This window comes from Treponema sp. R80B11-R83G3, assembly GCF_054786115.1.
In genome coordinates, this window is the sequence record NZ_BDHF01000604.1 from 1 (window position 1) to 20263 (window position 20263).

General features: G+C 42.9%; 24 protein-coding genes. 14 read left to right on the top strand and 10 right to left on the bottom strand.

Annotation, left to right across the window (positions count from 1 at the left end; genetic code table 11):
• Nucleotides 1–110: 110 nt before the first annotated feature.
• The 3 genes from ACYVRH_RS15270 to ACYVRH_RS15280 all read right to left on the bottom strand — a co-directional run bounded on the left by ACYVRH_RS15270 (nucleotide 111) and on the right by ACYVRH_RS15280 (nucleotide 2586).
• A complete protein-coding gene (locus ACYVRH_RS15270; protein ID WP_461257698.1) occupies nucleotides 111–1463 on the bottom strand; it encodes a leucine-rich repeat protein in 1353 nt (450 codons plus the stop codon).
• A gap of 200 nt (nucleotides 1464–1663) precedes the next feature.
• Entirely contained in the window at nucleotides 1664–1897 is a 234-nt protein-coding gene (locus ACYVRH_RS15275; RefSeq protein ID WP_461257699.1) for a hypothetical protein, read from the bottom strand.
• 416 nt (nucleotides 1898–2313) lie between these two features.
• The gene (locus ACYVRH_RS15280; RefSeq protein WP_461257700.1) at nucleotides 2314–2586 is read right to left on the bottom strand and encodes a hypothetical protein; all 273 of its coding nucleotides are present in this window, start codon (nucleotides 2584–2586) and stop codon (nucleotides 2314–2316) included.
• Nucleotides 2587–2882: 296 nt separating this feature from the next.
• Here ACYVRH_RS15280 and ACYVRH_RS15285 point away from each other — a divergent pair, with 296 nt between their 5' ends.
• Complete coding sequence (locus ACYVRH_RS15285) at nucleotides 2883–3146, top strand: hypothetical protein (protein ID WP_461257701.1); 264 nt, start codon at nucleotides 2883–2885, stop codon at nucleotides 3144–3146.
• Nucleotides 3147–3349: 203 nt separating this feature from the next.
• Here ACYVRH_RS15285 and ACYVRH_RS15290 read toward each other — a convergent pair whose 3' ends face one another.
• On the bottom strand, nucleotides 3350–4072 hold the full coding sequence (locus tag ACYVRH_RS15290; RefSeq protein WP_461257702.1) for a GNAT family N-acetyltransferase: 723 nt from the start codon (nucleotides 4070–4072) through the stop codon (nucleotides 3350–3352).
• An 84-nt stretch (nucleotides 4073–4156) separates the two neighbouring features.
• Here ACYVRH_RS15290 and rpmH point away from each other — a divergent pair, with 84 nt between their 5' ends.
• From rpmH to ACYVRH_RS15330, 8 genes are all read left to right on the top strand, one after another.
• A complete protein-coding gene (rpmH, locus tag ACYVRH_RS15295) occupies nucleotides 4157–4312 on the top strand; it encodes a 50S ribosomal protein L34 (protein ID WP_461257703.1) in 156 nt (51 codons plus the stop codon).
• A 10-nt stretch (nucleotides 4313–4322) separates the two neighbouring features.
• Nucleotides 4323–4682 (top strand): ribonuclease P protein component, encoded by a 360-nt coding sequence (gene rnpA, locus ACYVRH_RS15300; protein WP_461257720.1) that lies wholly within the window; start codon nucleotides 4323–4325, stop codon nucleotides 4680–4682.
• Nucleotides 4679–4918 carry a membrane protein insertion efficiency factor YidD gene (yidD, locus tag ACYVRH_RS15305; RefSeq protein ID WP_461257704.1) on the top strand — a complete coding sequence of 80 codons (240 nt, stop codon included), beginning with the start codon at nucleotides 4679–4681 and terminating at the stop codon, nucleotides 4916–4918. Before rnpA ends, yidD begins: the two co-directional genes overlap by 4 nt.
• A 32-nt stretch (nucleotides 4919–4950) precedes the next feature.
• A complete protein-coding gene (gene yidC / locus ACYVRH_RS15310; RefSeq protein WP_461257705.1) occupies nucleotides 4951–6819 on the top strand; it encodes a membrane protein insertase YidC in 1869 nt (622 codons plus the stop codon).
• Between the two features lie 15 nt (nucleotides 6820–6834).
• Nucleotides 6835–7566, top strand: coding sequence for an RNA-binding cell elongation regulator Jag/EloR (gene jag, locus ACYVRH_RS15315; protein ID WP_461257706.1), 732 nt, complete (start codon nucleotides 6835–6837; stop codon nucleotides 7564–7566).
• A 29-nt stretch (nucleotides 7567–7595) separates the two neighbouring features.
• Entirely contained in the window at nucleotides 7596–8393 is a 798-nt protein-coding gene (locus ACYVRH_RS15320) for a DUF6675 family protein (RefSeq protein WP_461257707.1), read from the top strand.
• Between the two features lie 114 nt (nucleotides 8394–8507).
• The gene (locus tag ACYVRH_RS15325; protein WP_461257708.1) at nucleotides 8508–9419 is read left to right on the top strand and encodes an exopolyphosphatase; all 912 of its coding nucleotides are present in this window, start codon (nucleotides 8508–8510) and stop codon (nucleotides 9417–9419) included.
• Between the two features lie 103 nt (nucleotides 9420–9522).
• Nucleotides 9523–10992, top strand: coding sequence for an HD-GYP domain-containing protein (locus tag ACYVRH_RS15330; RefSeq protein ID WP_461257709.1), 1470 nt, complete (start codon nucleotides 9523–9525; stop codon nucleotides 10990–10992).
• Between the two features lie 190 nt (nucleotides 10993–11182).
• On the opposite strand, the gene ACYVRH_RS15335 is transcribed toward ACYVRH_RS15330, so the two are convergent.
• The 5 genes from ACYVRH_RS15335 to ACYVRH_RS15355 all read right to left on the bottom strand — a co-directional run bounded on the left by ACYVRH_RS15335 (nucleotide 11183) and on the right by ACYVRH_RS15355 (nucleotide 14868).
• Nucleotides 11183–12694 (bottom strand): glycine hydroxymethyltransferase, encoded by a 1512-nt coding sequence (locus ACYVRH_RS15335; protein ID WP_461257710.1) that lies wholly within the window; start codon nucleotides 12692–12694, stop codon nucleotides 11183–11185.
• A 130-nt stretch (nucleotides 12695–12824) separates the two neighbouring features.
• Nucleotides 12825–13139 (bottom strand): type II toxin-antitoxin system RelE/ParE family toxin, encoded by a 315-nt coding sequence (locus ACYVRH_RS15340; protein ID WP_461257711.1) that lies wholly within the window; start codon nucleotides 13137–13139, stop codon nucleotides 12825–12827.
• Complete coding sequence (locus ACYVRH_RS15345) at nucleotides 13129–13410, bottom strand: type II toxin-antitoxin system RelB/DinJ family antitoxin (protein ID WP_461257712.1); 282 nt, start codon at nucleotides 13408–13410, stop codon at nucleotides 13129–13131. The genes ACYVRH_RS15340 and ACYVRH_RS15345 overlap by 11 nt, the downstream gene beginning before the upstream one ends.
• A 498-nt stretch (nucleotides 13411–13908) precedes the next feature.
• Nucleotides 13909–14136 (bottom strand): transposase, encoded by a 228-nt coding sequence (locus ACYVRH_RS15350; RefSeq protein ID WP_461257713.1) that lies wholly within the window; start codon nucleotides 14134–14136, stop codon nucleotides 13909–13911.
• Nucleotides 14137–14280: 144 nt separating this feature from the next.
• A complete protein-coding gene (locus tag ACYVRH_RS15355) occupies nucleotides 14281–14868 on the bottom strand; it encodes a master DNA invertase Mpi family serine-type recombinase (RefSeq protein WP_461257714.1) in 588 nt (195 codons plus the stop codon).
• Between the two features lie 148 nt (nucleotides 14869–15016).
• Here ACYVRH_RS15355 and ACYVRH_RS15360 point away from each other — a divergent pair, with 148 nt between their 5' ends.
• The 5 genes from ACYVRH_RS15360 (at nucleotide 15017) to ACYVRH_RS15380 (ending at nucleotide 19740) form a co-directional block, all read left to right on the top strand.
• Nucleotides 15017–17035 (top strand): leucine-rich repeat protein, encoded by a 2019-nt coding sequence (locus ACYVRH_RS15360; protein ID WP_461257715.1) that lies wholly within the window; start codon nucleotides 15017–15019, stop codon nucleotides 17033–17035.
• Between the two features lie 127 nt (nucleotides 17036–17162).
• Nucleotides 17163–18401: a tyrosine-type recombinase/integrase gene (locus tag ACYVRH_RS15365; protein WP_461257716.1), complete on the top strand. Its 1239-nt coding sequence runs from the start codon at nucleotides 17163–17165 to the stop codon at nucleotides 18399–18401.
• Between the two features lie 291 nt (nucleotides 18402–18692).
• A complete protein-coding gene (locus tag ACYVRH_RS15370) occupies nucleotides 18693–18851 on the top strand; it encodes a hypothetical protein (protein ID WP_461257361.1) in 159 nt (52 codons plus the stop codon).
• Nucleotides 18852–19055: 204 nt separating this feature from the next.
• A complete protein-coding gene (locus ACYVRH_RS15375; RefSeq protein ID WP_461257717.1) occupies nucleotides 19056–19244 on the top strand; it encodes a helix-turn-helix domain-containing protein in 189 nt (62 codons plus the stop codon).
• Nucleotides 19234–19740 carry a hypothetical protein gene (locus ACYVRH_RS15380; protein WP_461257718.1) on the top strand — a complete coding sequence of 169 codons (507 nt, stop codon included), beginning with the start codon at nucleotides 19234–19236 and terminating at the stop codon, nucleotides 19738–19740. Before ACYVRH_RS15375 ends, ACYVRH_RS15380 begins: the two co-directional genes overlap by 11 nt.
• Before the next feature lie 195 nt (nucleotides 19741–19935).
• On the opposite strand, the gene ACYVRH_RS15385 is transcribed toward ACYVRH_RS15380, so the two are convergent.
• Nucleotides 19936–20263: helix-turn-helix domain-containing protein (locus ACYVRH_RS15385; protein WP_461257719.1), on the bottom strand; the 328-nt coding region annotated here is incomplete at its 5' end.

Sequence of the window (20263 nt, forward strand, 5' to 3'; positions counted from 1 at the left end):
AGAACGCAAAGAAAAGTTGCATACTGCATTTATTAAGAGACAGGAATACTGGCGGACAAAAAATGCCGGTTCCTGACACACCTTATATGCTTGTCTTAAAAACGGCAAGTTCAGCATAAGCAGTACATTGCCGCTCTCGTATACGTTCCTGCTTTTCCTGATGCGTAGGCGGTCTTCAGGGTATTGCCACCGCTTCCAGAGCTTCCTTCAGGAAAGACCTTGTTTCCAAAACTTGCGTCTGTGATGTTGCTTCCTGTTGCAAAGGTTACGCTGGTAAGCGCGTTGCAACCGGAAAAAGTGCCTTCTCCAATTCCAGTAACGCTTTCGGCTATGGTTATGCTTGTAATGTTTGTATTTTTGGAAAACGCATTCTTATCAATCCCGATAACCGGAATATCTAGTATGACAGAGGGGATTTCGACAACTGTTTTATTGCCAACATATTTGTTAATAACTATGCCCGTATCAATTTTGGTCATCTGAAAACCGCTTTCAGCGGTATATTGGGCAAGTGCTTTCGCTTCAGCTTCTTTCCTTTCCTGTTCCGCCTTGGCTTCCGCCTCCATCTTTGCTTTAGCTTCAGCTTCTTTCCTTGCTTGTTCTTCTTCGGCTGATGTGTCAATTTTCCAAAGCCTACCCGACCAAATATATATTCCTGCCTTTTTGCCCTGACTTTCATAGTAAGCAGCAAAGTTATTAGGAAACCGCCTTGCGTAATTTTTATTTGCCGCAATCGTAACGCTGGTAATGTTGTCGCAATTGTTAAAAGCGTCTACCCCAATGCTGGTAACGTTGTCGGGTATGATTACGTTGGTAAGTCTGGTGCATCCTGAAAAAGCTCTGTCCCCAATGCTGGTAACTTTGTTTCCTATTGTTACGCTGGTAATGTTGCGGCAAGACATAAAAGCGTTCTCCCTAATGCTGGTAACGCTGTTGGGTATGATTACGTTAGTAAGGCTACTGCAGCCAGCAAAAGCGCTCTGTCCGATGCTGGTAACGCTATCGGGTATGGTTATGTTTTTAAGGCTTGTACAATCTATAAAAGCGGAAGCCCCAATGTTGGTAACTTTGTTTCCTATTGTTACGCTGGTAAGACTGGTGCAACCTTTAAAAGCCCCATTCCCAATAGTGGTAACGCTGTCGGGTATGGTTACACTGGTAAGACCGGTGCAATAGCGAAAAGCGTAATCCCCAATGCTGGTAATGCTGTCGGGTATGGTAATGCCGATAATGTTTTTATATCCATCAAAACCAACTCCATCAAAACATTGTAAACCAATCTCCGTTACTTTGATACCTTCGATGGTTGACGGGATAGTTACTTTTGTTGCTTTGCCGGTGTACCTTGTTATGGTAATTGTTCCTTTAGCGTTTTGCTTTATTTCAAAATCATCTCCAGTTTGCGCGAATACTGTCGCACACAGTGCCGTACATAAAAGTAATACGGTTACTGTCCTTTTCATTTTTCTACCCCTTTACCTTAAAATTGTCATCCATGCCAATTTTAAGGTTTGAAGTTTTGCCAACGGCAAGACTTCACCTAAAGCATGGAAACAGCGGCATCCCTGCCGCATATTTAAAAAGCCGTCCCTAACAGCGGACAGCGTTTTTTCAAAGAATGGAAAATGAGAAATACTATTAATTTTTGATGAAAAAAACTGTGTTAAGCGGTTTGTGTAGTTGACACGATTTTTACATAGTTGATATAATTGCGTGTTGCGTGTTGCGTGTTGCCTTCGGCCTGAAGCATTTTTTCATAAGTGGGGATTTTATTTGACCTCTCACCGTGCCGCATTTGTCCGTGAAACGCCCCTTGACGGGGTGCTGTTGTTTGGGTGTGCCTGATGCCTGTTGCGATTTGTGGAGTTTTGGCTGTTTGTATGTTCTTATTAGCCATGCGATTATTTTATAGAAATTTTTTATAATATGTCAATGCGAATTTAGTGGTAAATGCCTCATTACCGCTAGAAGATGTATGCCCAATAAAGTTTTTAAGTACAGTCAGGGCAGGCTGCGGGTGGCAAAAACATCTTCTGGAATTCTTCGCCACAGCCAAATAAACGCACGGCGTAGCCGTGTAGATAAATAATGCCGCACGCTGAGAGCACCAATAAATGCAGCAGTCCCCAATAAAAGCAAGGCCGCCTTTAGGTGGCCGCCAGTGCGAGGCGGATTCTCCCAGAGTTTTTGCCGTGCGCAGTCTGCCCGCCTGTACTGAATAAATTCCTTGGGCATACATCGTGTAGAGGAGAGATTTATGCCTTTTGAGTGCCGTTGTCGGTTCTGGACGGGTGTTTCATATCAAGCACAGCCTTAATTCTTTTTCATTTCGCCTTCCATTAGCCAGAACTTGACGGCTGTTCCATTGCCTTTCATTGAGATATATTCCTCATAAAAAGGCTGTCTGAGATTTCTGGGTATGGAAATGTCAAATATCCGATCTGAAAGAAAAGCCATTCTGTCGCTTCTTGCCTGTACCTTTGTTTGCCACCTGACCACCAACAATGATAACACCATTGCCAGTACTGATAACAGCAAGCTAGCCACACCGGTGATTGCCCCGAATAAATTTAAATTATTATCCATTTTGTCCTCCTGCTCCGCAAAGGTGAATTTAACTATAGCATACCGAAGTCCAGCTGACAAGGAATAAAACCGAAAAAAGGTGATAGGTGTCGCTATGTGGGTCAATATCAAGACCGTACAAATGTATTGTTGCTTTTGGGCTTTGACTTGAATGCAAATCCGGTTGAAATACTGTATAATGAGCTTGATGACAATTGCAATAATATTTTTCACGCTTGGTATTTTTAGGCATCTGCCTAAAAATACACGCCTTGCCAGAAGAAATTTTATCACTTGTTTGAAGGGGGAGAAAGGCCATGACAGATATTGAAAAACGAACTGGAATGACCGATGCCGAATGTGAGTATTGGGACAAACACATTATTGATAACACGGTTGAACCCGGATCAAATCTATTAAAGCTAGGTATAAAACCAGGGTTTGTAAATAAATCCCTGCAATTAAACGAACTGGATAAAGATGTTTTTTCATATTTGTGTGTACAGGCGGAGAAATCTCATAAAAGCCACACACAGGTAATCAACGATCTAGTCCATGAAAAACTGGCTGTCGGCGCATAATCAAACGCAAAGCCTTACTTTGGGCATACATCGTGTAGTTGTTAGTGTTGGTTCGTGTGCGCACTGGCGGCAACCTAAAGGTTGCCTTGCTTTTGTTACAGACTGTGGCGTTTATTGGTGCTACGCTGTGCGGCATTGTTGATCTGCACGGCTACGCCGTGCGTTTATTTAGCGCGTGGTAAAATTCTTCTTTTCGTACAGCTCTACCCCCTGAAAAGCGAAACAAATTCTTCAGGACTAATATCCACGGCTCCTAAGTCGGTTTTGTAATCAAGGGGCATTCCCAAATCAAAAAATGAAAATCCGTTTTCTTGCAAATAGAGCGCGGTTTTAATAATTTGCACGGTACCCGCGTTATCCTCCTCATAAAAGCCCGAATAGCTCGTGTAGACTTTTCCGCAAACCACGCCAAACTCTCCTGCGGCAAATTTCCCGTCCCGGTACAGGGCAAATGAAGCAGGGTAGGGGTATGGAACAGGCGAAAGGGTCTCCTGAGCGCCGTGTTCTTCGACCGCTTTTTGGCGTATTTTTTTAATGCTGTCCACAAGCGGGGGAGTCAGCCAGTCATCGCCGTGTTTTTCCACACAGCGGTTGATTATATAGTCAAAGTCAGCGTCCGCTCTTAATTCATAGCGGCTAAGTAACCTGCGGACTGATTTTTTTATATGCAGATTTTCATAAAAAAGGGCGGAGCGGACAAGGTGCAACTTTGGCAGTAAGAGATAAAACGGGTCTTCTTTTGACAAGCTCATGGACATTACCAAAAACCCTGCTTCCATCAATCTGGCGATAAAATCAGGCTCAAAACAGTCCGAAAGGCAGTATTCTTCGCTGTAATTTGTATCCAGCATGGCATCTACTACCCTATGGCAGTCGTCCGAGGGGGTGATAAATATATAGCCGGATACGGTATATTTTATTTTCATGCGCTTGACCAATTCTTGTTATTATTCTAAACTAAAATCCTAATTTAGTTTTTAAGAACCTTTTAATATATAGGAGAAGATACCATGAAGCGTACTTATCAGCCAAGTAAGGTGAAGAGGAACCGTAAATTCGGGTTCCGCCAGCGAATGAAAACCAGAGGTGGACAGCTTGTTTTGAAACGCAGAAGAGCTAAGGGCCGGATAAAACTTACAGTTTCTGACGAGAAAAAGCCTTATTAGTGTTAATATTATCCCTTCAAAAGGAGTATTAGCCCTCTTTCGCTTTAAGCGGGAAGAGCATTTAAAGGGAAGAAAAGAGATTCGAGAGGTTTTTGGCAAGGGAAAGCGATACGGCTGCCAGGGTGCCAAATTATTTGTTTTAAAGAATAATTTGTCTTATAACCGTATTTGTTTTTCGCTGTTTAAAGGTTTTGGAAACGCGGTTTCCAGAAATCGCGCCAAACGGCTAAGCCGAGAAGCTTACAGATTGATGAAAAACCGTCTTTTAGGCGGATATGATTTAATCCTATTGGTTTACCCGGAAGCCCAAAAGGTGACTGTCACCGAAACGCTTGAATTTCTTTTTAAAAAAGCCGGTTTATTAAAATGAAATATATATTACTTGTGATTATTAAATTTTATCAATCCGCGATTTCTGTTCATCTGCCGCGAGCTTGCAGGTATTACCCGACTTGTTCAGATTACGCTTATCAGGCTGTTAATAAATACGGTATTTTACGAGGCGGTTGGCTGGCTGTAAAGCGAATTTTACGCTGTCATCCGTTTCATCGCGGCGGTTATGATCCGGTGCCTGAGTTGCCTGGTGCCGCTGTCGGCATGGAGTAAAGAAAATTTAATTAAAATAAAAAGGAAGTAAAATGGATAAAAATACTGTTTTAGCTGTGGTGCTGTGTACCATTGTGTTAATAGTTTCGTTTGTAATGCAAGGGTACTATGCGACAAAGAAGCAGGAGGCTATTGTTGAAGCGCAAAAATCGGCTGTAACGGCGGTTGAGACCGATAAATCGCAGGCGGCGCAGGATCAACAGACGGCGCAACAAGGCAATCAAAGTGATAGCAGTGATCTATCGGTAGTATATGAGCCGCCTGAAGACGCTATTACCACAGTTGCCGGTGAAAATGCCCCCGCTTTTGATCAACAGAAAGAAACTGCCGATGTGCAAATTCCTTTGGAGAAGGTTACAGTTGATACGGAATTGTTTACCGCTGTTCTGACTAACTCAGGAGGCGACATGGTTTCTTTTAAATGGAAGGATAAAAAAAATAATTCTGACGTAGATTTAATTCTTTCTGGAAATAAAGAAGCCCACGCTTTTTCATTGGCGTTTGGCGCTACTGACGCTCCGCCGGTTATGTCAAATTTTAATGTAAACCGCATATCGGAACATATTGTGGAATTTTACCGCGATTTTTCAGCTCCCACTGCTTCGGGCGAATACGGCAAATTCCGCCTGACTAAGCGTTACGAATTTAAACCCGCCGATTATATGTTTGAATTAAAAGTGACTCTGGACGGAGGTTATTCCTTGCAGGGTTTTAATTTTTCGGGTAACGCGTATACTCTGTCTTTCGGGCCGCAGATGGGACCCCCATTTGAAAAACTCGACAGGTATTACGATTACAGGCAGTACTATACATTTACCAACGGCAAACGTAAGGATGCCAAAGTCAATGCCCTTATCGAAACCCGTCCCGCGTGGGCTTCGATTTCCGGCAAATATTTTACTTTTATAGCAATTCCGTATCTTGCGCAGTATACATTGAACTTTTCAGAGAAAGCGGAACCGGGGCTTGTATCGGCTTCCCGTTTAAATATCATCCGTCCTTCTGCAAGCGTTTCCAAGATAGAGGATAATTACCGTTTTTATTTAGGGCCTAAAACACATGAGGCGCTTTCAGTTTATAATACCGGTAAAAATGAATTTGGCATTAAAGACGCCAACCTTATGGACGTGGCAAATTCGGGCATGGCAATTTTATCGCCCATTGAAAAATTGTTAAAATGGCTGCTTCTTATTTTTTATAAGATTACCCCCAATTACGGCGTTGCGATAATTATTCTTACGTTGTTCATTAAAATTGTTTTCTTCCCGTTAACCAAAAAAGGATCGGAAGCCACATTGCGAATGCAGGCTCTTTCGCCCAGAATAAAGGAAATACAGGAAAAATATAAAAATAATACGCAAAAATTAAATACTGAGATGGCTAATTTATACAAAAAGGAAGGTTACAACCCTCTTTCAGGATGCCTTCCCATGCTGTTGCAATTCCCGATATTTATCGCCATGTACCAGCTCTTTAGCAACCACTTTGATATGCGCGGTGCGGGATTTATTCCCGGCTGGATTCCCGATCTTTCCCTACCCGAATATATTGTAAAATTCCCCGATGGTTTTAAACTGCCTATTTTAGGGTGGACGGCGTTGCGGGCATTGCCCTTTATCTATGTCGGCTCCCAGTTAATCTACGGAAAAGTTACGCAAATGCCGGGACAGCAGTCTAACAACCAGATGAAGATAATGTTATACGTTATGCCGTTGGTATTTTTCTTTGTACTGTACAACGTGCCGTCTGGATTGTTGATATACTGGATTTTTTCCAACCTTCTTACATTGGTTCAGCAGATTATAATAAATAGATACATTATTGCTAAAAAGGCCGAAGAGCCGCAGATGGAACCGGAGCCGAAAATCGCGCCCGGTAAAAAGAAAAAGAAGAACTTTTAAAATAAGGAGATATAAATGGAGTTTGAATTTGAAGGCCGCACCGAAAAAGAAGCGATAGACAGGGCTGCGGGAGAACTTGGTCTTGAAAAAGACGATTTTGACGTTGAAATTCTTGAGACCCAAAAAAGCGGTTTGTTCAAGAAGGGGTTGGTACGTATCAGGGTTCATGTTGGAAATTTTGGAGTTAATTCCAAATCAAAGGCCCGTAATTCGGATACCGGCGATATGGAGAGAGAAAAAATTGGCAGATCTGCGGGCAAAGCGGTTTTTGGAGAACCTGCGCCCGCGAATGACTTTGAAACAAAAATGGTTGAATTTACGAGCGGGCTTATCGAGCGCATGGGCTATCCGGGAACCGTTACCGTTCTTTTCCGTGAAAAAAATAAACTTGGAATTAAAATTGATTCTTCACACTCGTCAATTTTAATCGGTAAAAAAGGCAAGAATCTTGACGCGCTTCAATTGCTCTTAAACATCTATGCGGGGCGCTTGGGCAAAGAAGATGTCCGCGTAATTCTGGACACTGAAAATTACCGTATCCGCAGGGAAGAGTCCCTTGTGCGCCTTGCCTACAATGTGGCTGAAAAAGTCCGCGAAAGCAAAGGCTCTATTCTGCTTGAGCCGATGAATCCTTTTGACAGATGGCTAATTCATACCACTTTAAATGACATCGGAGACGTTGAAACTAAAAGCGAAGGAGATGGTTTAATTAAGCAGGTGCGCGTTTATTACCGCGGGCTTAAATAATTTAAGGAGTTTTAAAACTGCGATAGACCATGAAACTTCTTTTTGCGTTAATTTACATTTTCTCATTAGCCGTAAGCGCTTTTTCAATACCGCTTGAAAATATTATTACGAATGATCAAATAGCGCGGATTCTTAGCTCGGATCATTATCAGCTATTCTCCGCTCAGTTGACAAACCCTTATCCGTCATTGATGCCAAATTACGGCGATATACACAAAAGCGTAATGGGTATAATGAATACGCTTAAGCCGAATATACTGGTTGAGGCTCTGTATCTGTACCGAAAACCCGCAAAATCAAAAACGGATTCGGCCGTTTGGGATGAAAAACAAAAAATTACCGTATTTAATCAAATAACCGCTATTAGCACCCTGACAGGGATACAATACTATTCTTCAAGCCGCAGGGCAATGCGTACTTTTTATGAATATTCAAGCATTATAGACAGCCCTGCGACAAAAAAACCGCTTTCCGACCCCGTTTTTACCCAAATTCCCGCCTCTTTAACTGTTTTTGCCAGACAAAAAGACCTTACTTTTGGCGATAATATTTACCGATATGACTATGAAAACAGAAGGGATGCTGTTTTCTTCACCCAGGAAAATATAACGTCTTTAAACTATGGAATAATTCCGGTAATCGGCAAGGGCAATCTGCGTTCGGTAATGGCAGTTTTTGACGGTGGGGACACAATCCTTATATATGTCGCATCTATGGCAAAAGCAGCCTCCATACCGGGCTTTTCCGACAAAATCAGTTCTTCTTTCACTAATAGGGCGCAGGCAATTATCCAATGGTTTTCTGACAGGTTATATAAGGAACTTTAAGACAACAGTTTTTCTTCTGGCTTTTTTGTTTCATTTTTATTATAATTAATATATAATATAGATAGATTGCCGAATTTATTAAAGGCTTTATATTTTATTAAGGGGTGGTTCAATATGAGGTTATTAACCAGATCAGACTTTGACGGTCTGGCTTGCGGGGCGTTGTTATCCTATTTAGGACTTATTAATGATTGGAAATTTGTTCATCCCAAAGATATTCAGGATGGGCTTGTTGAAGCCACAGATAATGATATTTTGGCAAATATTCCTTATATTAAAGGCTGTAAACTTTGGTTTGATCATCATTCCAGCGAATCCGAGCGTTTAGGCAAAGGCGCTTATTTTGAAGGAGTATCAAAACGCGCTCCAAGCTGCGCCCGCGTAATTTATGAATATTACGGCGGAGACGCTAAACTTGGAAAATTTGCGGAAATGATACACTATGTCGATAAAGTAGATTCAGGCGATCTTTTCGCGGATGAAATTCAAGATCCAAAAGGCTGGATATTATTGGGCTTTATTATGGATCCCCGCACCGGTCTTGGACGATTTCGGAATTTCACCATAAGTAATTATGATTTGATGACATCCCTTGCAAAAGCATGTTCCGAAAAAAATATTCACGAAATACTGGATATGCCTGATGTAAAAGAACGCCTTGAATTGTATTTTCAGCAGAGAGACCTTTTTATTAAGATGGTCAAAAGCCATGCCACTGTTATTAATAATATTATAAAGGTTGATCTGCGGGATGTGGAAACCATTTATGCCGGCAACAGGTTTATCATCTATACGCTTTATCCCGAACAGAATATTTCCATCTGGATTGTTGACGGGCGTAATAAAACCAATGTCGCCATTACAGTCGGTCATAGTATATTAAACCGCTCGTGTACCACTGATGTAGGTTCTATGCTGCTTTATTACGGCGGCGGCGGCCACAAACAGGTTGGCACTTGCCAGGTTGCTTATGATGAGGCGGACAGAATTATTGCCGAAATAACGGAAAAAGCCAAGCAGCAGTAAAAGTCTGTATTTAATTAATATTTTTAACATTAGATTTGTTCAGGAAATCGGTTGGTTCCTTACAAGTCTTGTTTATCCGCGTAAATGCCTGTATTATTAGTGCATGGCGGATAAAGAAGGCAGTATTCCTCTTTCTGAAGTTTTATCTTTAGACGACGGCAAGGGGATTAATAAAAAATATGTTGATATTATTTTAGAAGAAGATATTCCCGTTTTATGCATAAAAAAAGACACGCAAAAAAGCCGGCTTATGCCTTTTAAAACCTTGCATGATAACAATGAAAATTTTTGGCAGATACACAACGAAACATGGGAATATTATTTAACTTCGGACGATTTTAACAAACTTAAAGAAAAAGCTCTTGTTAAACCAAACGCCTGGAGTACGGACATTCAAAAACCTGATGAAAAACATGATGAAAAGCCCGATGAAAAAGATGAAGGCCTGGAAGAATTAGATGAGGCGACTGAAGATGAAATTGAATTGGGTTTTGGCAGTGAATACAAAGCTTTTCAGGAAATGTCCGCAAAAGAGCAGGTTGAGCGTCTTAATAATGATAAGGATAGGCTGGATAAAATTCTTGCGGAAAAGGGTACGCCGGATACGGTAATTACCGAAGCCCTTGTAGAGACAACAAAGTCCGCCGCGTTAATAAACCGTGCGGCGCTGGAAAACGCCATTTATCACGCCGATAATGAAGCCAAAAAACTCACTCAAGGCCTTGTTGATTCAACCTGCGAGATGGTAAAATCCTCGGCGCAGTTGATAACAGAAAACATTTTTCAAAACGAATTGATGAATACAATGGTGGAGAAATCCAATGGTACTGTTATTCAACACATGACCCGCGTATTCCTTAACGGCGTCGCGTTTCTTTCCTATTATAACAAACTTGTTTCAACGTCCAGCACAATCCAGAAACTGCGGGTAAATTTTTCAGTAAAATACGGTCAATTTTATCATTCTCTGCTCCCGCATATTAATGCTGGTGATATTAATTTGGAACATGTTTTTTATGGCGGGATGAGGGCTATTGAACCGGAGCTTTTTTTAAAATGGGCGGTAGGTTTTCTTATTCATGATATTGGAAAAGCGTCCGCCGTAGAATACCACGAAGGCGTAGCTTCTTATAACCGCGATATAGTAATTGATCATGTAAAACAGGGTTATAATTACGTTAATGCCAAAACTAATTACCCAAAGGAAGCAAGCCTTATTATCGGGTATCATCATGAATATTACGGCGATCCCGACGGTTACGGGTTTTTCCGAGCGTATTTCGCGAGGTATAAAAAAGATAATCCCGCCGCAAAACAGGATTTTTGCATAGGATACGAATTGGAGCCTGTTTTAGATTTTCAGGTTCTAGGTTATTTTCCCGCTAAAGTGCTTGAGATAATAGACGTATTTGACAGCCTTACGGATCCTCACCGCGTTTATCATCACGCAATGACGCAAAAAGACGCTTTAAAACTGATGCGTGATGAATTTATAAATAAACGCCATAAGTTAGATTTAATCCTTTTTGACATTTTTGTAGCATTTCTAAAAGAAAAAGAAAGAGACAATTAGCAGTGAGCAGTGAGCAATTAGCAATGAACAATTAGAAATTAACAATGAACGAGGTTAGCAAGCATAGCTAGTTGGCAACACGCAAAGCTAACTTACAACAACATTGCTCATTGCTAATTGCTCATTGCTAATTTATAACAACATTGCTCACTGCTCCTTGCTCACTGCTCACTGCTAATTGCCTATTTTGCTAATTGCAAAAACACTTTTTTAAAAAATCAAGGTCAAGCTGAGGGTACACTGGATACCGTTCCAATAAAGTTTTTACTCTCGCGTGAACTTCACTCTTTACTGCCTCGCTCACCGTATACTTTGCCTTGCTCTTTTTTGACGGATCTTTCGCGTCTTGCGCCTGCGTTGTCCCTTTGATAACCTTTGCTATTAATTCGCCAAGCTCCGTCATTTCAGCTTCTCCCATTCCAAGAGTGGTAACGGCTGCGGTTCCAATTCTGATTCCCGACGTATACCACGGGCCATTTGGGTCTCGCGGAAGGCTGTTGCGGTTAAGCGTTATGCGACATTCATGAAGGGCGCTTTCCGCCTGTCTGCCCGTGAGGCCTGCATTGTGCGTGTTTACAAGCAGTAGATGGTTGTCCGTGCCGCCCGTTAAAACGTCAAGACCGTTTTTCATGCAAGAGGCAGAGAGCGCTTTACAGTTGTTTACAATTTTTTGCGCGTACTGCTTGAATTCGGGAGCGGCGGCTTCGCGGAGAGCGACTGCTTTTGCGGCTATGACGTGGGGGAGAGGGCCGCCCATAGTCAAAGGGCAGCCTTTGTCCAGCGCTTCCGCAAACTCGCTTGTGGAGAGTACGATTCCCGCCCGCGGGCCGCGCAGGGTTTTATGTGTGGTGCTGGTCACGACATGCGCCCAGGGGACAGGATCATATTCGCCGGTAAAAACTTTGCCCGCGACAAGACCCGCAAAGTGAGCCATGTCTACCATGAAGACTGCGCCAACTTTATCAGCGATTTCCCTCATGCGCTTAAAATTTATTTTTCGCGGATAGGCGGAATAGCCTGTCAATAAAATTAACGGACGCACCTGCAATGCCTGTTTTTCAATTTCATCGTAATCTAACATTCCGTCTTTGGCGGATACGGAATATCCGTAAATATCGAACATTCGCCCGGAAAGATTATGCCTGTAACCGTGCGTTAAATGCCCGCCTGAATAGTAATCAAGACCCAAAAGGCGCTGGTTCCCGAAAGATGCTCTTAATTCGTTCCATTGGGAATCAGTTAATTTGTAAAGATTAGTTTCGCCAAATTTTTCCAGCGCCGGAGTTTCAATACGCGTGCTTAAGATAGCCCAGTATGCGAGCAAATTGGCGTCCGCCCCGCAGTGAGGCTGCACATTAGCGTACTGCGCGCCAAAAAGTTTGCACGCCTCCTGCGCCGCTAAAGTTTCGATAGCGTCAACATTTTCGTTACCCGCGTAAAAACGGTGGTTGGGAACGCCTTCGGCGTATTTGTCGGTTAATAGGTTGCCCATAGCCAATTGAACCGCCATAGAGCAGTAATTCTCACTTGCGATCAGCTTTACGCGTTTTCTCTGATTTTCAAGTTCCAGCACGATAGAAGACGCAATTTCAGGCGTAACTTTTGCAACTTCCGTTAAATTGCAAATATAAGCCAACATTCCCGAATCAATTTTTTCAGGCGTTACAGCGGCAAGATAGTCCGCAACAGGGTTTGTTTTCATGGTGGCAGTATATCATTTTGTTTTTGTTTGTTAAAGTGGGGGAATTAATCGAAAGACGCAGGATACGCAACAGTAACCTAGAATATGCTATGCTCCTGCTGAAAAATTATATCAGCCGTTTTCTTGCTTACTATACGAGGTTTTTATTGGTGTCTTGTCGGCAATCTTGAATGTCATAAGCATAAACAGCATTGCCGATTATTTCAAAAACGATGCGGTAGCGTTTACCGAACAGTTTAAATTTGAGTTTTGCGTCTATTGGCTTCTGTGGTATGTATGGTGGACAACTTGTCGGATTATCTTTAAGCAGATTCAATGATTCTTCGTATTCATTATACAAACGTACAGCCGCCGTCTTGCTGACACGCGCCAAAAATTCTATATGCGCAGCCAACTTGCGGTCAGCCTGCGGGTCTACAAAAACCTTATATTTCTTAGCCGCCATATTTAGCGCCTGCTTTTATTGCGGCTCGCATATTTGCCAGGCTCTGTTCCGCCGTCAGGAATTCAAAGCCGGACTTTCGGCGTTCAATTGCTTCTGAAATTGTCACGTTACTGTCAACTTTATGCGCTACCGCAAAAGGGATACCATTGTTTTCAATTGAAGCGGCAATAAACATCCTTACTGCCGTTGAAGTATCAAGTCCAAGAGAAGTAAAAAGGGAATCTGCCGCTGTTTTTATGGTATCGTCAATGCGAATTTGAATAGTAGCCATAGGTTAATCTCCGTTTGTATTAGGTTACGTTGACATTGTATTACAAATTATTGCATTTGTCAATGTTGGGGGGATGCACATTAATAAAATTATCTGCTCATCGCTCACATCATCTGGCACTCCCTTACTTTTTTAAAAGTGAAAGCAAGATGTATGCCCAAGGAATTTCTTCAGTACAGTCAGGGCAGGGCTGCGGGTGGCAAAAACTCTGGGAGAACCCGCCTCGCACTGGCGGCCACCTAAAGGCGACCTTGCTTTTATTGAGGACTGCGGCATTTTTTGGTGCTCTCAGCGTGCGGCATTATTGATCTAACCTGACCACTTGCAAAGTGGTCAGGCGTTTATTTGGCTGTGAGCCTTCCAGCGACTAAATAGGGTAGTAAGAAAACTTTATCTAGTAGTCTGTAACAGTTAAAACTACACAATTATAGGATACAGTCTTTTGAGTTTAATCCGAGCATCGCTGGTAGAAAACTGCCAATCAACTCCTTTTTGAGACTAGTTACGCCGCGTCTGCCAAGCGGCCAGTTCCGCATTCAGGGTCATTAAGTCGGGAATGCGCCTGCCGCCCAAACATTGCGCCGCCATTGCGGACAGCTCAATCTCTGCGATGTTCAGCCAACTCCCGTGTTTTGGCGTGAAATGTATCTTAAGCCGTTGCGCAAAACGGAACGCCTCATCAGGCGGAAATGTTTCATAAAGCGAGGAAACGAAATGCGATTGCAATATAACCTTTTTTGCAATAAACTACCTCATTTCCTCAAAATAGGAAATTTAAACGCCCCTTTAAATTACACAGTTGTACTAGCTAAAATATACCATTATATTATCAGTCTTTACAAGTAATTATGTTAAATATTTGAAGTTTTTTTATTTATTCAAAAAAGAAATAACCGTCTTACGGCACACGCCGAACCTTCGGGCAATTTCGCTTTTTGAGACTTTTTTTTCTATCAACAACCGTATTTCCGCTTCATGACACGAAAGCTTGAGTTTGTCAGACTTACTTCCCATCGGTCTGCCCAACGTAAAACCTTCCGACTTTCTGCGGGCGAGAGCCTCTTTTGTCCTTTGGGAAATTAAATCCCGCTCTATTTCAGCGGACAAACTAAAGGCAAATGCCATAATTTTAGACTGAAGGCTCTCTCCTAGTCGGTAATTATCCTTAATTGTCAATATTATTACTCCATTTATCATAAAATGGTTCAATATCGACATGATCATGAACAAACTCCTGCCCAATCTTGACAGCTCTGAACAAACGACCATATCCCCTGTTTTCGCCTCGTCAAGCAATGATCCTAATAGCCGCTTTTCCGGCAACTGTGTTCCGCTGATTGTTTCCTCAATCCAATGATCAACGCTTAAGCCGTTTTTTAGACAAAACCGCTCTATCTCAAACCGCTGATTATCAACCGTTTGCCTGTCCGTACTGACTCTGATGTAACCGTATACCATATCTCCCTCCGTTAATGAACTTCATCTGTAAGTGTGTAATTTAAAGGGGCGTTTAAAATACACACTTTCGATGTTACACAATCTGCTAAAAACTTCGGTTTTTGGCGGTTTTCATAATGTAAGAACAAATTATAAGGGAGGTTAAAAAATGAATAATGAACAAAGAAAAAACAAAGTAAGGAGCGTTTCGGCTCTGTGCCTTGCGGCACTGGCGGTTTTCTGCTTGGTGTGCACCTGTGCGCCGCCTACGGACGGCGATGAAGAGGACGCTTCGGTAACAATAACTATTGGGGGCGGAAGCAGGGCGGCGCTGACTTTGGGTGAGCAAACAATCGACACTGCGCAACTTGACCACACTATAACGCTGACAAATGACTCGGGAGAAAACGTAGAAAAGACAGGCGTGAAGGCGGGGCAAACGGTTCAGTTTACAGTTACACCAGGACATTGGAACATAAGCGTTAAGGCGTACTATAACGGAAGACTCATGGCGGAAGGAACCGCTTCCGTCAACTTAAAGCGTGGGCGTAACCCTTCCGTACCGATAACTATGACGCAGGTTGAAAGCAAAAAGCCTGACGATATAGTACCGGACCCAGATGCGATACCCATCGAAATTGTAAATATCGTGATTACTGGACCCGTGAAAGACGATACGCCGCCAACACAAGTAGATGAAGGCGAAGGCAATTTTATCGTAAGCGGTATTACATGGGAGCCGAGTCATAACCCGTTCCAAGGAGGCATGGCTTATACCGCATCGGTTACGCTGACGGCAAACAGCGGACACACTTTTACAGGATTGAGTTCCGCAAAAATCAACGGACATGATGCGGTCGTAACAAACAATACAGGCACGACTGTTACATTGTCCCACACCTTTGCGGAAACAAGCACAAAAACAGTTACCTCTATAACGATAAAATCATCGCCGTCAAATATGAGCTACACTCACGGCGAAACGCTTGATTTATCTGGGCTTGTGGTAACGCTTGTCTACGAAGACAGTACGACAGATGATGTTACCCCCGAAGATTTTGAGGCTAATGGCTTAACCGCTATTCCGTCGAATGGCGATGAATTGATTTTCTCTGAGCATAACGGAAAGCCTGTAACAATAAAACACGGACAACATCTTATGCAAGAAACTACAGCCAAATTGACAGTAAGCAAGGCAGATCCTGTAACCGACGATTTTATCTTCAGCGGAGTTGAAACAGCTACCTATGACGGCAATCAAAAGTCTGTTCATATAACGCCAAGAAACGGGAAATCTAACGGAACTAGAAAAATTTATTATGAAGGGACAGGCGAAACAACATATACCAAAAGTGAAACAGCGCCAACAAACGCCGGAACATACGACGTAACTTTTGACATAGCGGAGGATACAAATTATACCGCAAAATCTGGCTTGATCGTATGGACGCTGACAATCAACCCCGCACCTATCACCATCTTCGCCATCACTGGCATTGCCGCTCCTGTAGACGGCGAAACACCTGCTACGGCAATTACCGCAACAACACAGTACAGCGGAACCGTCTCGTGGAATCCAAGCGATATAACATTTAAGGGAGGAACCGAATACACCGCAACTATACACATTGAGCCTTACGCTAACTACACCATGACGGGAGTAGCGGAAAACTCCTTCTCTGTAACGGGAGCGACAACTTACATCGCAGGCAGCGACACCGTTAAGGCGGTATTCCCTAAGGCGGCCTTTACTTCCATTGCCTCTTTTGCCACATGGCTTGGCGAACAAAGTGGTAACGACGCCGCTACCGCTTATGACGTTAAACTGAACGTGAGCGAACTCGTCGGCACTGCCGCAACTAGCGGAAGCCTCGGATATGTGTTAAAACAAAACAATGCCAAATACGTCTACCTTGACCTTTCCGGCAGTACAATAGAAAACATACCGAATAACACTTTTTTTACAGTACCGCCACCATCAGGTTGCACCACGCTTGTCGGCATAATCTTACCGGACAGCGTTACCAGCATTGGGAGTTCCGCTTTTACTAATTGCACCAGTCTTACCAGCGTAACATTGCTAAACAATGCCGAGTTTACCACCATTGGGAGTTCCGCTTTTTCCGGTTGCACCAGCCTTGCCAGCATAACAATACCGGACATAAGGAAAACTGCACGTTTTACCTAATTACAAAATAAACAGTTTCCGTAAATGCTTATCCCATAAGGAATTAGCGTTGCTGATTTTTACGCTAAAAAATGTGGGAATTGGGTGTAATCACAAAAGACATCATATTCCCAAAAAAGAGGTAGTTATGAAGATTCATAATGATTTTACCCTGTATTTCAGGGTTACTTCTTCGGGTAGGCGGGTTGTTTATTTCTACGCTTACGATGAAAACGGCAAGCGGACGCAGGGCAGGTCTACGGGGCAGACAAACAAGACGGCGGCAAGGGTGCTTGTAAACAGGCTTTTAAAACAAGGGGCTTTACTGCCGAAAAAAGACGATGTGCCTACCTTCGGGGAATATGCCGTGAACTGGTGGGATTGGGAAAATTGCGAGTACCTGAAAAAAAGGCGGAAAAGGGCGAACCTGACGCAAAGTTATTCTGACCACATGAAGCGGAATTTGGATAAGGTTATTTTGCCGTATTTCAAAAATATGAGAATGGACGCAATTACCCCCGCCGTGATTGAGGCTTTTCTGGACAGCCTTATAAAACAAAAATATAAAAATACGACCATTAACGGCTACTACGGAACTTTCAAAACTATGATGATTGAAGCGGTGGAACGTGGGATTATTGCCGCTGACCCTACCGCCAAAGTGGAACGGCTTATAAATGACCGAGCCGAAATTAAAATTATCACTCCGCTTGAATTCAAAAAATTGTTTGTAGGCGATTGGCGCAAGGTGTGGGAAAACAGCCATATCACCTGTACCGTGAATAAAGTGGCGGCGTTGTCGGGCATGAGGGTATCCGAAATTTTAGGGCTTAAAGGGAGTTGTCTTTTTGACGATCATATTTACGTCTGTATGCAATATGACAATTACGGCTACAGGCTGACTAAAACAAAGGACAAACATAATATTCCGCTTCCGGCTTCTTTGATTGCGGATTTGAAACTTTTGAAAGAAAAAAGCGGGGACGGCTATTTGTTTTCTACGGACGGCGGCGGCAGCCCTATTTGCCGTAAAACGGTTTTAATGTATTTGCGTAAAGCGTTGGTAAACATCGGCATTTCTAGTGCGGAAATAAAAGAGCGGAATTTGCATATTCACGCTTGGAGGCATTTTTTCAATACGGAAATGCTAAAGGGCGGTATGACCACCGAACAGGCGCAGGCGATAACCACGCATAAGAGCGAAAGAATGACGGAGCGTTACACTCACTTTGACCCTCTTGAATTTGTGAAGGCGAAGGAAATACAGGAGGCGTTGTTACAGCCTGTTCAGGATAAAACACAGACAACGGAAAGAACGGAAATGCCGCCTAATGTGTTTTCTTTTCCCGTACAGGGCATACCGCAAGAGGAACGGAAACAAGCCTAATAACCTGTTATAAACCTGTAACCCCCGAAGCTACGGCAACGGGGGATTTTTTTTGCCCTGATAAAAATTGCGTGTTTATCCCAATTACTTTTGCTCTTGGTTTTGTGAAAATAAAACCATGCGTAAGATTTCCAATTTTACCTAAATACTGATAACGCTAAAAACCTTATTTTTATTAAGTAATGATAAATGAGGAAGGCGGGTTGAAATTGCCGTTTCCGAAAATTGTAGGAAACTCCTATATCTTCTTGAACTGTCAGAATTTATTTTTATTTTGTATGCGCAGGAAGCATGGCGGGTTATGAAAATAATGTTAAAACTTGGACTAAATCCAACTATCTTTATGAATCGGCAGACCTTATTTTTATGTATGGGGAGCGAAAAACGGCTGTGAATTTATTTTTTACTGAAAATTGCACTAAACAACAGTATCGCTCTGAAATGGCATGATTTATTTTTAATGAATATGGCGGTGGGATTTTTCTTAAAACCTACCCGAATGGGTAATGCCGTTTGCGGTAATGAACAGATATTTTTTACGCATGGGGTGAAATATGAATGACGATTGCAAAATTGACGTTTCTGAAAATTGTACTTTTCCATAGTGTCGCTTTGAAACGGCAGGACTTATTTTTAACGTATGCAGGGGGAAAAATGGAAACTTATTGGAAAGTGAATGAAGCGGCGGCGGCGTTGCAGGTGTCGGTTAAGACCATATACCGATATGTGGCGAATGGGGAAATACCTTTTCACAAATTAAACAGGGCGGTGCGGTTCAAGCCGTCCGAGATCGAAAACTGGATGGAAGGCAAGAAAGCGGAGGCGGTGAAAAATGAAATGTAAATACTTTGAAGAATGTTCAGCGCCGATATGCCCAATGGACGCGGGGGCGGCGCAGTCGGTATGGTTCGCCGATGAGCCTGTCTGCCGTTTGCAGGACGTTCCCGAATGGGTTAAACGCCAACGGAAAATCGCAAAAATAGGCGCTTCCGCTATAGCGGGATATTTTACTCTTGCCATGCTTGAACGGCGTTGCGTCATCGGGAAAAAGATGTCCGGCATAGACCCTGACGCAACGGACGTGGAGCGGAAAACCGCCGAAGAAAACTGGCTTGGCAGGCATCCGGCTGTTAAGGCGAAAACAGGCGTGGAGAGGGAAAAATTAGCGGAGCGTATGCGTTCTTTAAGGTCAATCCGTCTTGAGGCGGAGGGGGAAAAACCCAATTCCGCTCGGGGGAAAACGCATAGTGAAGAAAAAAAGGTGAAATCATACGGCAAGGAGGGGCAGGGCTGTTTTACGCCTTGTAATTTGAATAATGGCGGGGGGGTAAAAAAATGAGCGGCGGGGTGTTGGTGCTTACTAGGGCGGTGGGACATCATGCGGAGATAAAGAAGCGGCTTGAGGCGTTGGGTTTTCAGAATGTTACTGTTACTAACAAAGATAATAACGCTCTGAATACCGTTATCTGCAATAAAAACCCAAGTCTTGTTATTATTGACAGTTGGTTTTATCATATCTGTACTGCTGAAAGGATCAAAAAGCTGTTAGAAGTGTTTCCCAAGCAAGCGCGATCATTTCTTCACGGTTGTGGACATGAAAAGTCTTATATAAACTGTTCAGGTGGTTATAAACCGTGCTTTTTGCTATATCCAGCTCTTCCATTATTTGTTCAATAGTAAATCCGCTGCACAGCATGACAAGGCATTCCCTCTCCTTTTTAGTAACTTTGCCGTTAGCGTCAGGATATTCATCAAAATGATCTATCATCTCTTGAACCTTCGGGGAAATATACTGTCCGCCTTCCCGCACAATCCGCAAGCCACGATAAAATTCATTATTATCTTCCCACATATCGCTTGCA

Bases quoted from the DNA above. Each gene is read 5' to 3' on its own strand.
- ACYVRH_RS15355 (WP_461257714.1), bottom strand. From the start codon at position 14,868: ATGGTATACGGTTACATCAGAGTCAGTACGGACAGGCAAACGGTTGAT.
- ACYVRH_RS15275 (WP_461257699.1), bottom strand. From the start codon at position 1,897: ATGGCTAATAAGAACATACAAACAGCCAAAACTCCACAAATCGCAACA.
- rpmH (WP_461257703.1), top strand. From the start codon at position 4,157: ATGAAGCGTACTTATCAGCCAAGTAAGGTGAAGAGGAACCGTAAATTC.
- ACYVRH_RS15345 (WP_461257712.1), bottom strand. From the start codon at position 13,410: ATGGCTACTATTCAAATTCGCATTGACGATACCATAAAAACAGCGGCA.
- ACYVRH_RS15290 (WP_461257702.1), bottom strand. From the start codon at position 4,072: ATGAAAATAAAATATACCGTATCCGGCTATATATTTATCACCCCCTCG.
- yidD (WP_461257704.1), top strand. From the start codon at position 4,679: ATGAAATATATATTACTTGTGATTATTAAATTTTATCAATCCGCGATT.
- ACYVRH_RS15320 (WP_461257707.1), top strand. From the start codon at position 7,596: ATGAAACTTCTTTTTGCGTTAATTTACATTTTCTCATTAGCCGTAAGC.
- ACYVRH_RS15285 (WP_461257701.1), top strand. From the start codon at position 2,883: ATGACAGATATTGAAAAACGAACTGGAATGACCGATGCCGAATGTGAG.
- ACYVRH_RS15360 (WP_461257715.1), top strand. From the start codon at position 15,017: ATGAATAATGAACAAAGAAAAAACAAAGTAAGGAGCGTTTCGGCTCTG.
- ACYVRH_RS15365 (WP_461257716.1), top strand. From the start codon at position 17,163: ATGAAGATTCATAATGATTTTACCCTGTATTTCAGGGTTACTTCTTCG.
- ACYVRH_RS15370 (WP_461257361.1), top strand. From the start codon at position 18,693: ATGGCGGGTTATGAAAATAATGTTAAAACTTGGACTAAATCCAACTAT.
- ACYVRH_RS15375 (WP_461257717.1), top strand. From the start codon at position 19,056: ATGGAAACTTATTGGAAAGTGAATGAAGCGGCGGCGGCGTTGCAGGTG.
- ACYVRH_RS15340 (WP_461257711.1), bottom strand. From the start codon at position 13,139: ATGGCGGCTAAGAAATATAAGGTTTTTGTAGACCCGCAGGCTGACCGC.
- yidC (WP_461257705.1), top strand. From the start codon at position 4,951: ATGGATAAAAATACTGTTTTAGCTGTGGTGCTGTGTACCATTGTGTTA.
- ACYVRH_RS15335 (WP_461257710.1), bottom strand. From the start codon at position 12,694: ATGAAAACAAACCCTGTTGCGGACTATCTTGCCGCTGTAACGCCTGAA.
- ACYVRH_RS15330 (WP_461257709.1), top strand. From the start codon at position 9,523: ATGGCGGATAAAGAAGGCAGTATTCCTCTTTCTGAAGTTTTATCTTTA.
- jag (WP_461257706.1), top strand. From the start codon at position 6,835: ATGGAGTTTGAATTTGAAGGCCGCACCGAAAAAGAAGCGATAGACAGG.
- ACYVRH_RS15280 (WP_461257700.1), bottom strand. From the start codon at position 2,586: ATGGATAATAATTTAAATTTATTCGGGGCAATCACCGGTGTGGCTAGC.
- ACYVRH_RS15380 (WP_461257718.1), top strand. From the start codon at position 19,234: ATGAAATGTAAATACTTTGAAGAATGTTCAGCGCCGATATGCCCAATG.
- ACYVRH_RS15270 (WP_461257698.1), bottom strand. From the start codon at position 1,463: ATGAAAAGGACAGTAACCGTATTACTTTTATGTACGGCACTGTGTGCG.
- ACYVRH_RS15325 (WP_461257708.1), top strand. From the start codon at position 8,508: ATGAGGTTATTAACCAGATCAGACTTTGACGGTCTGGCTTGCGGGGCG.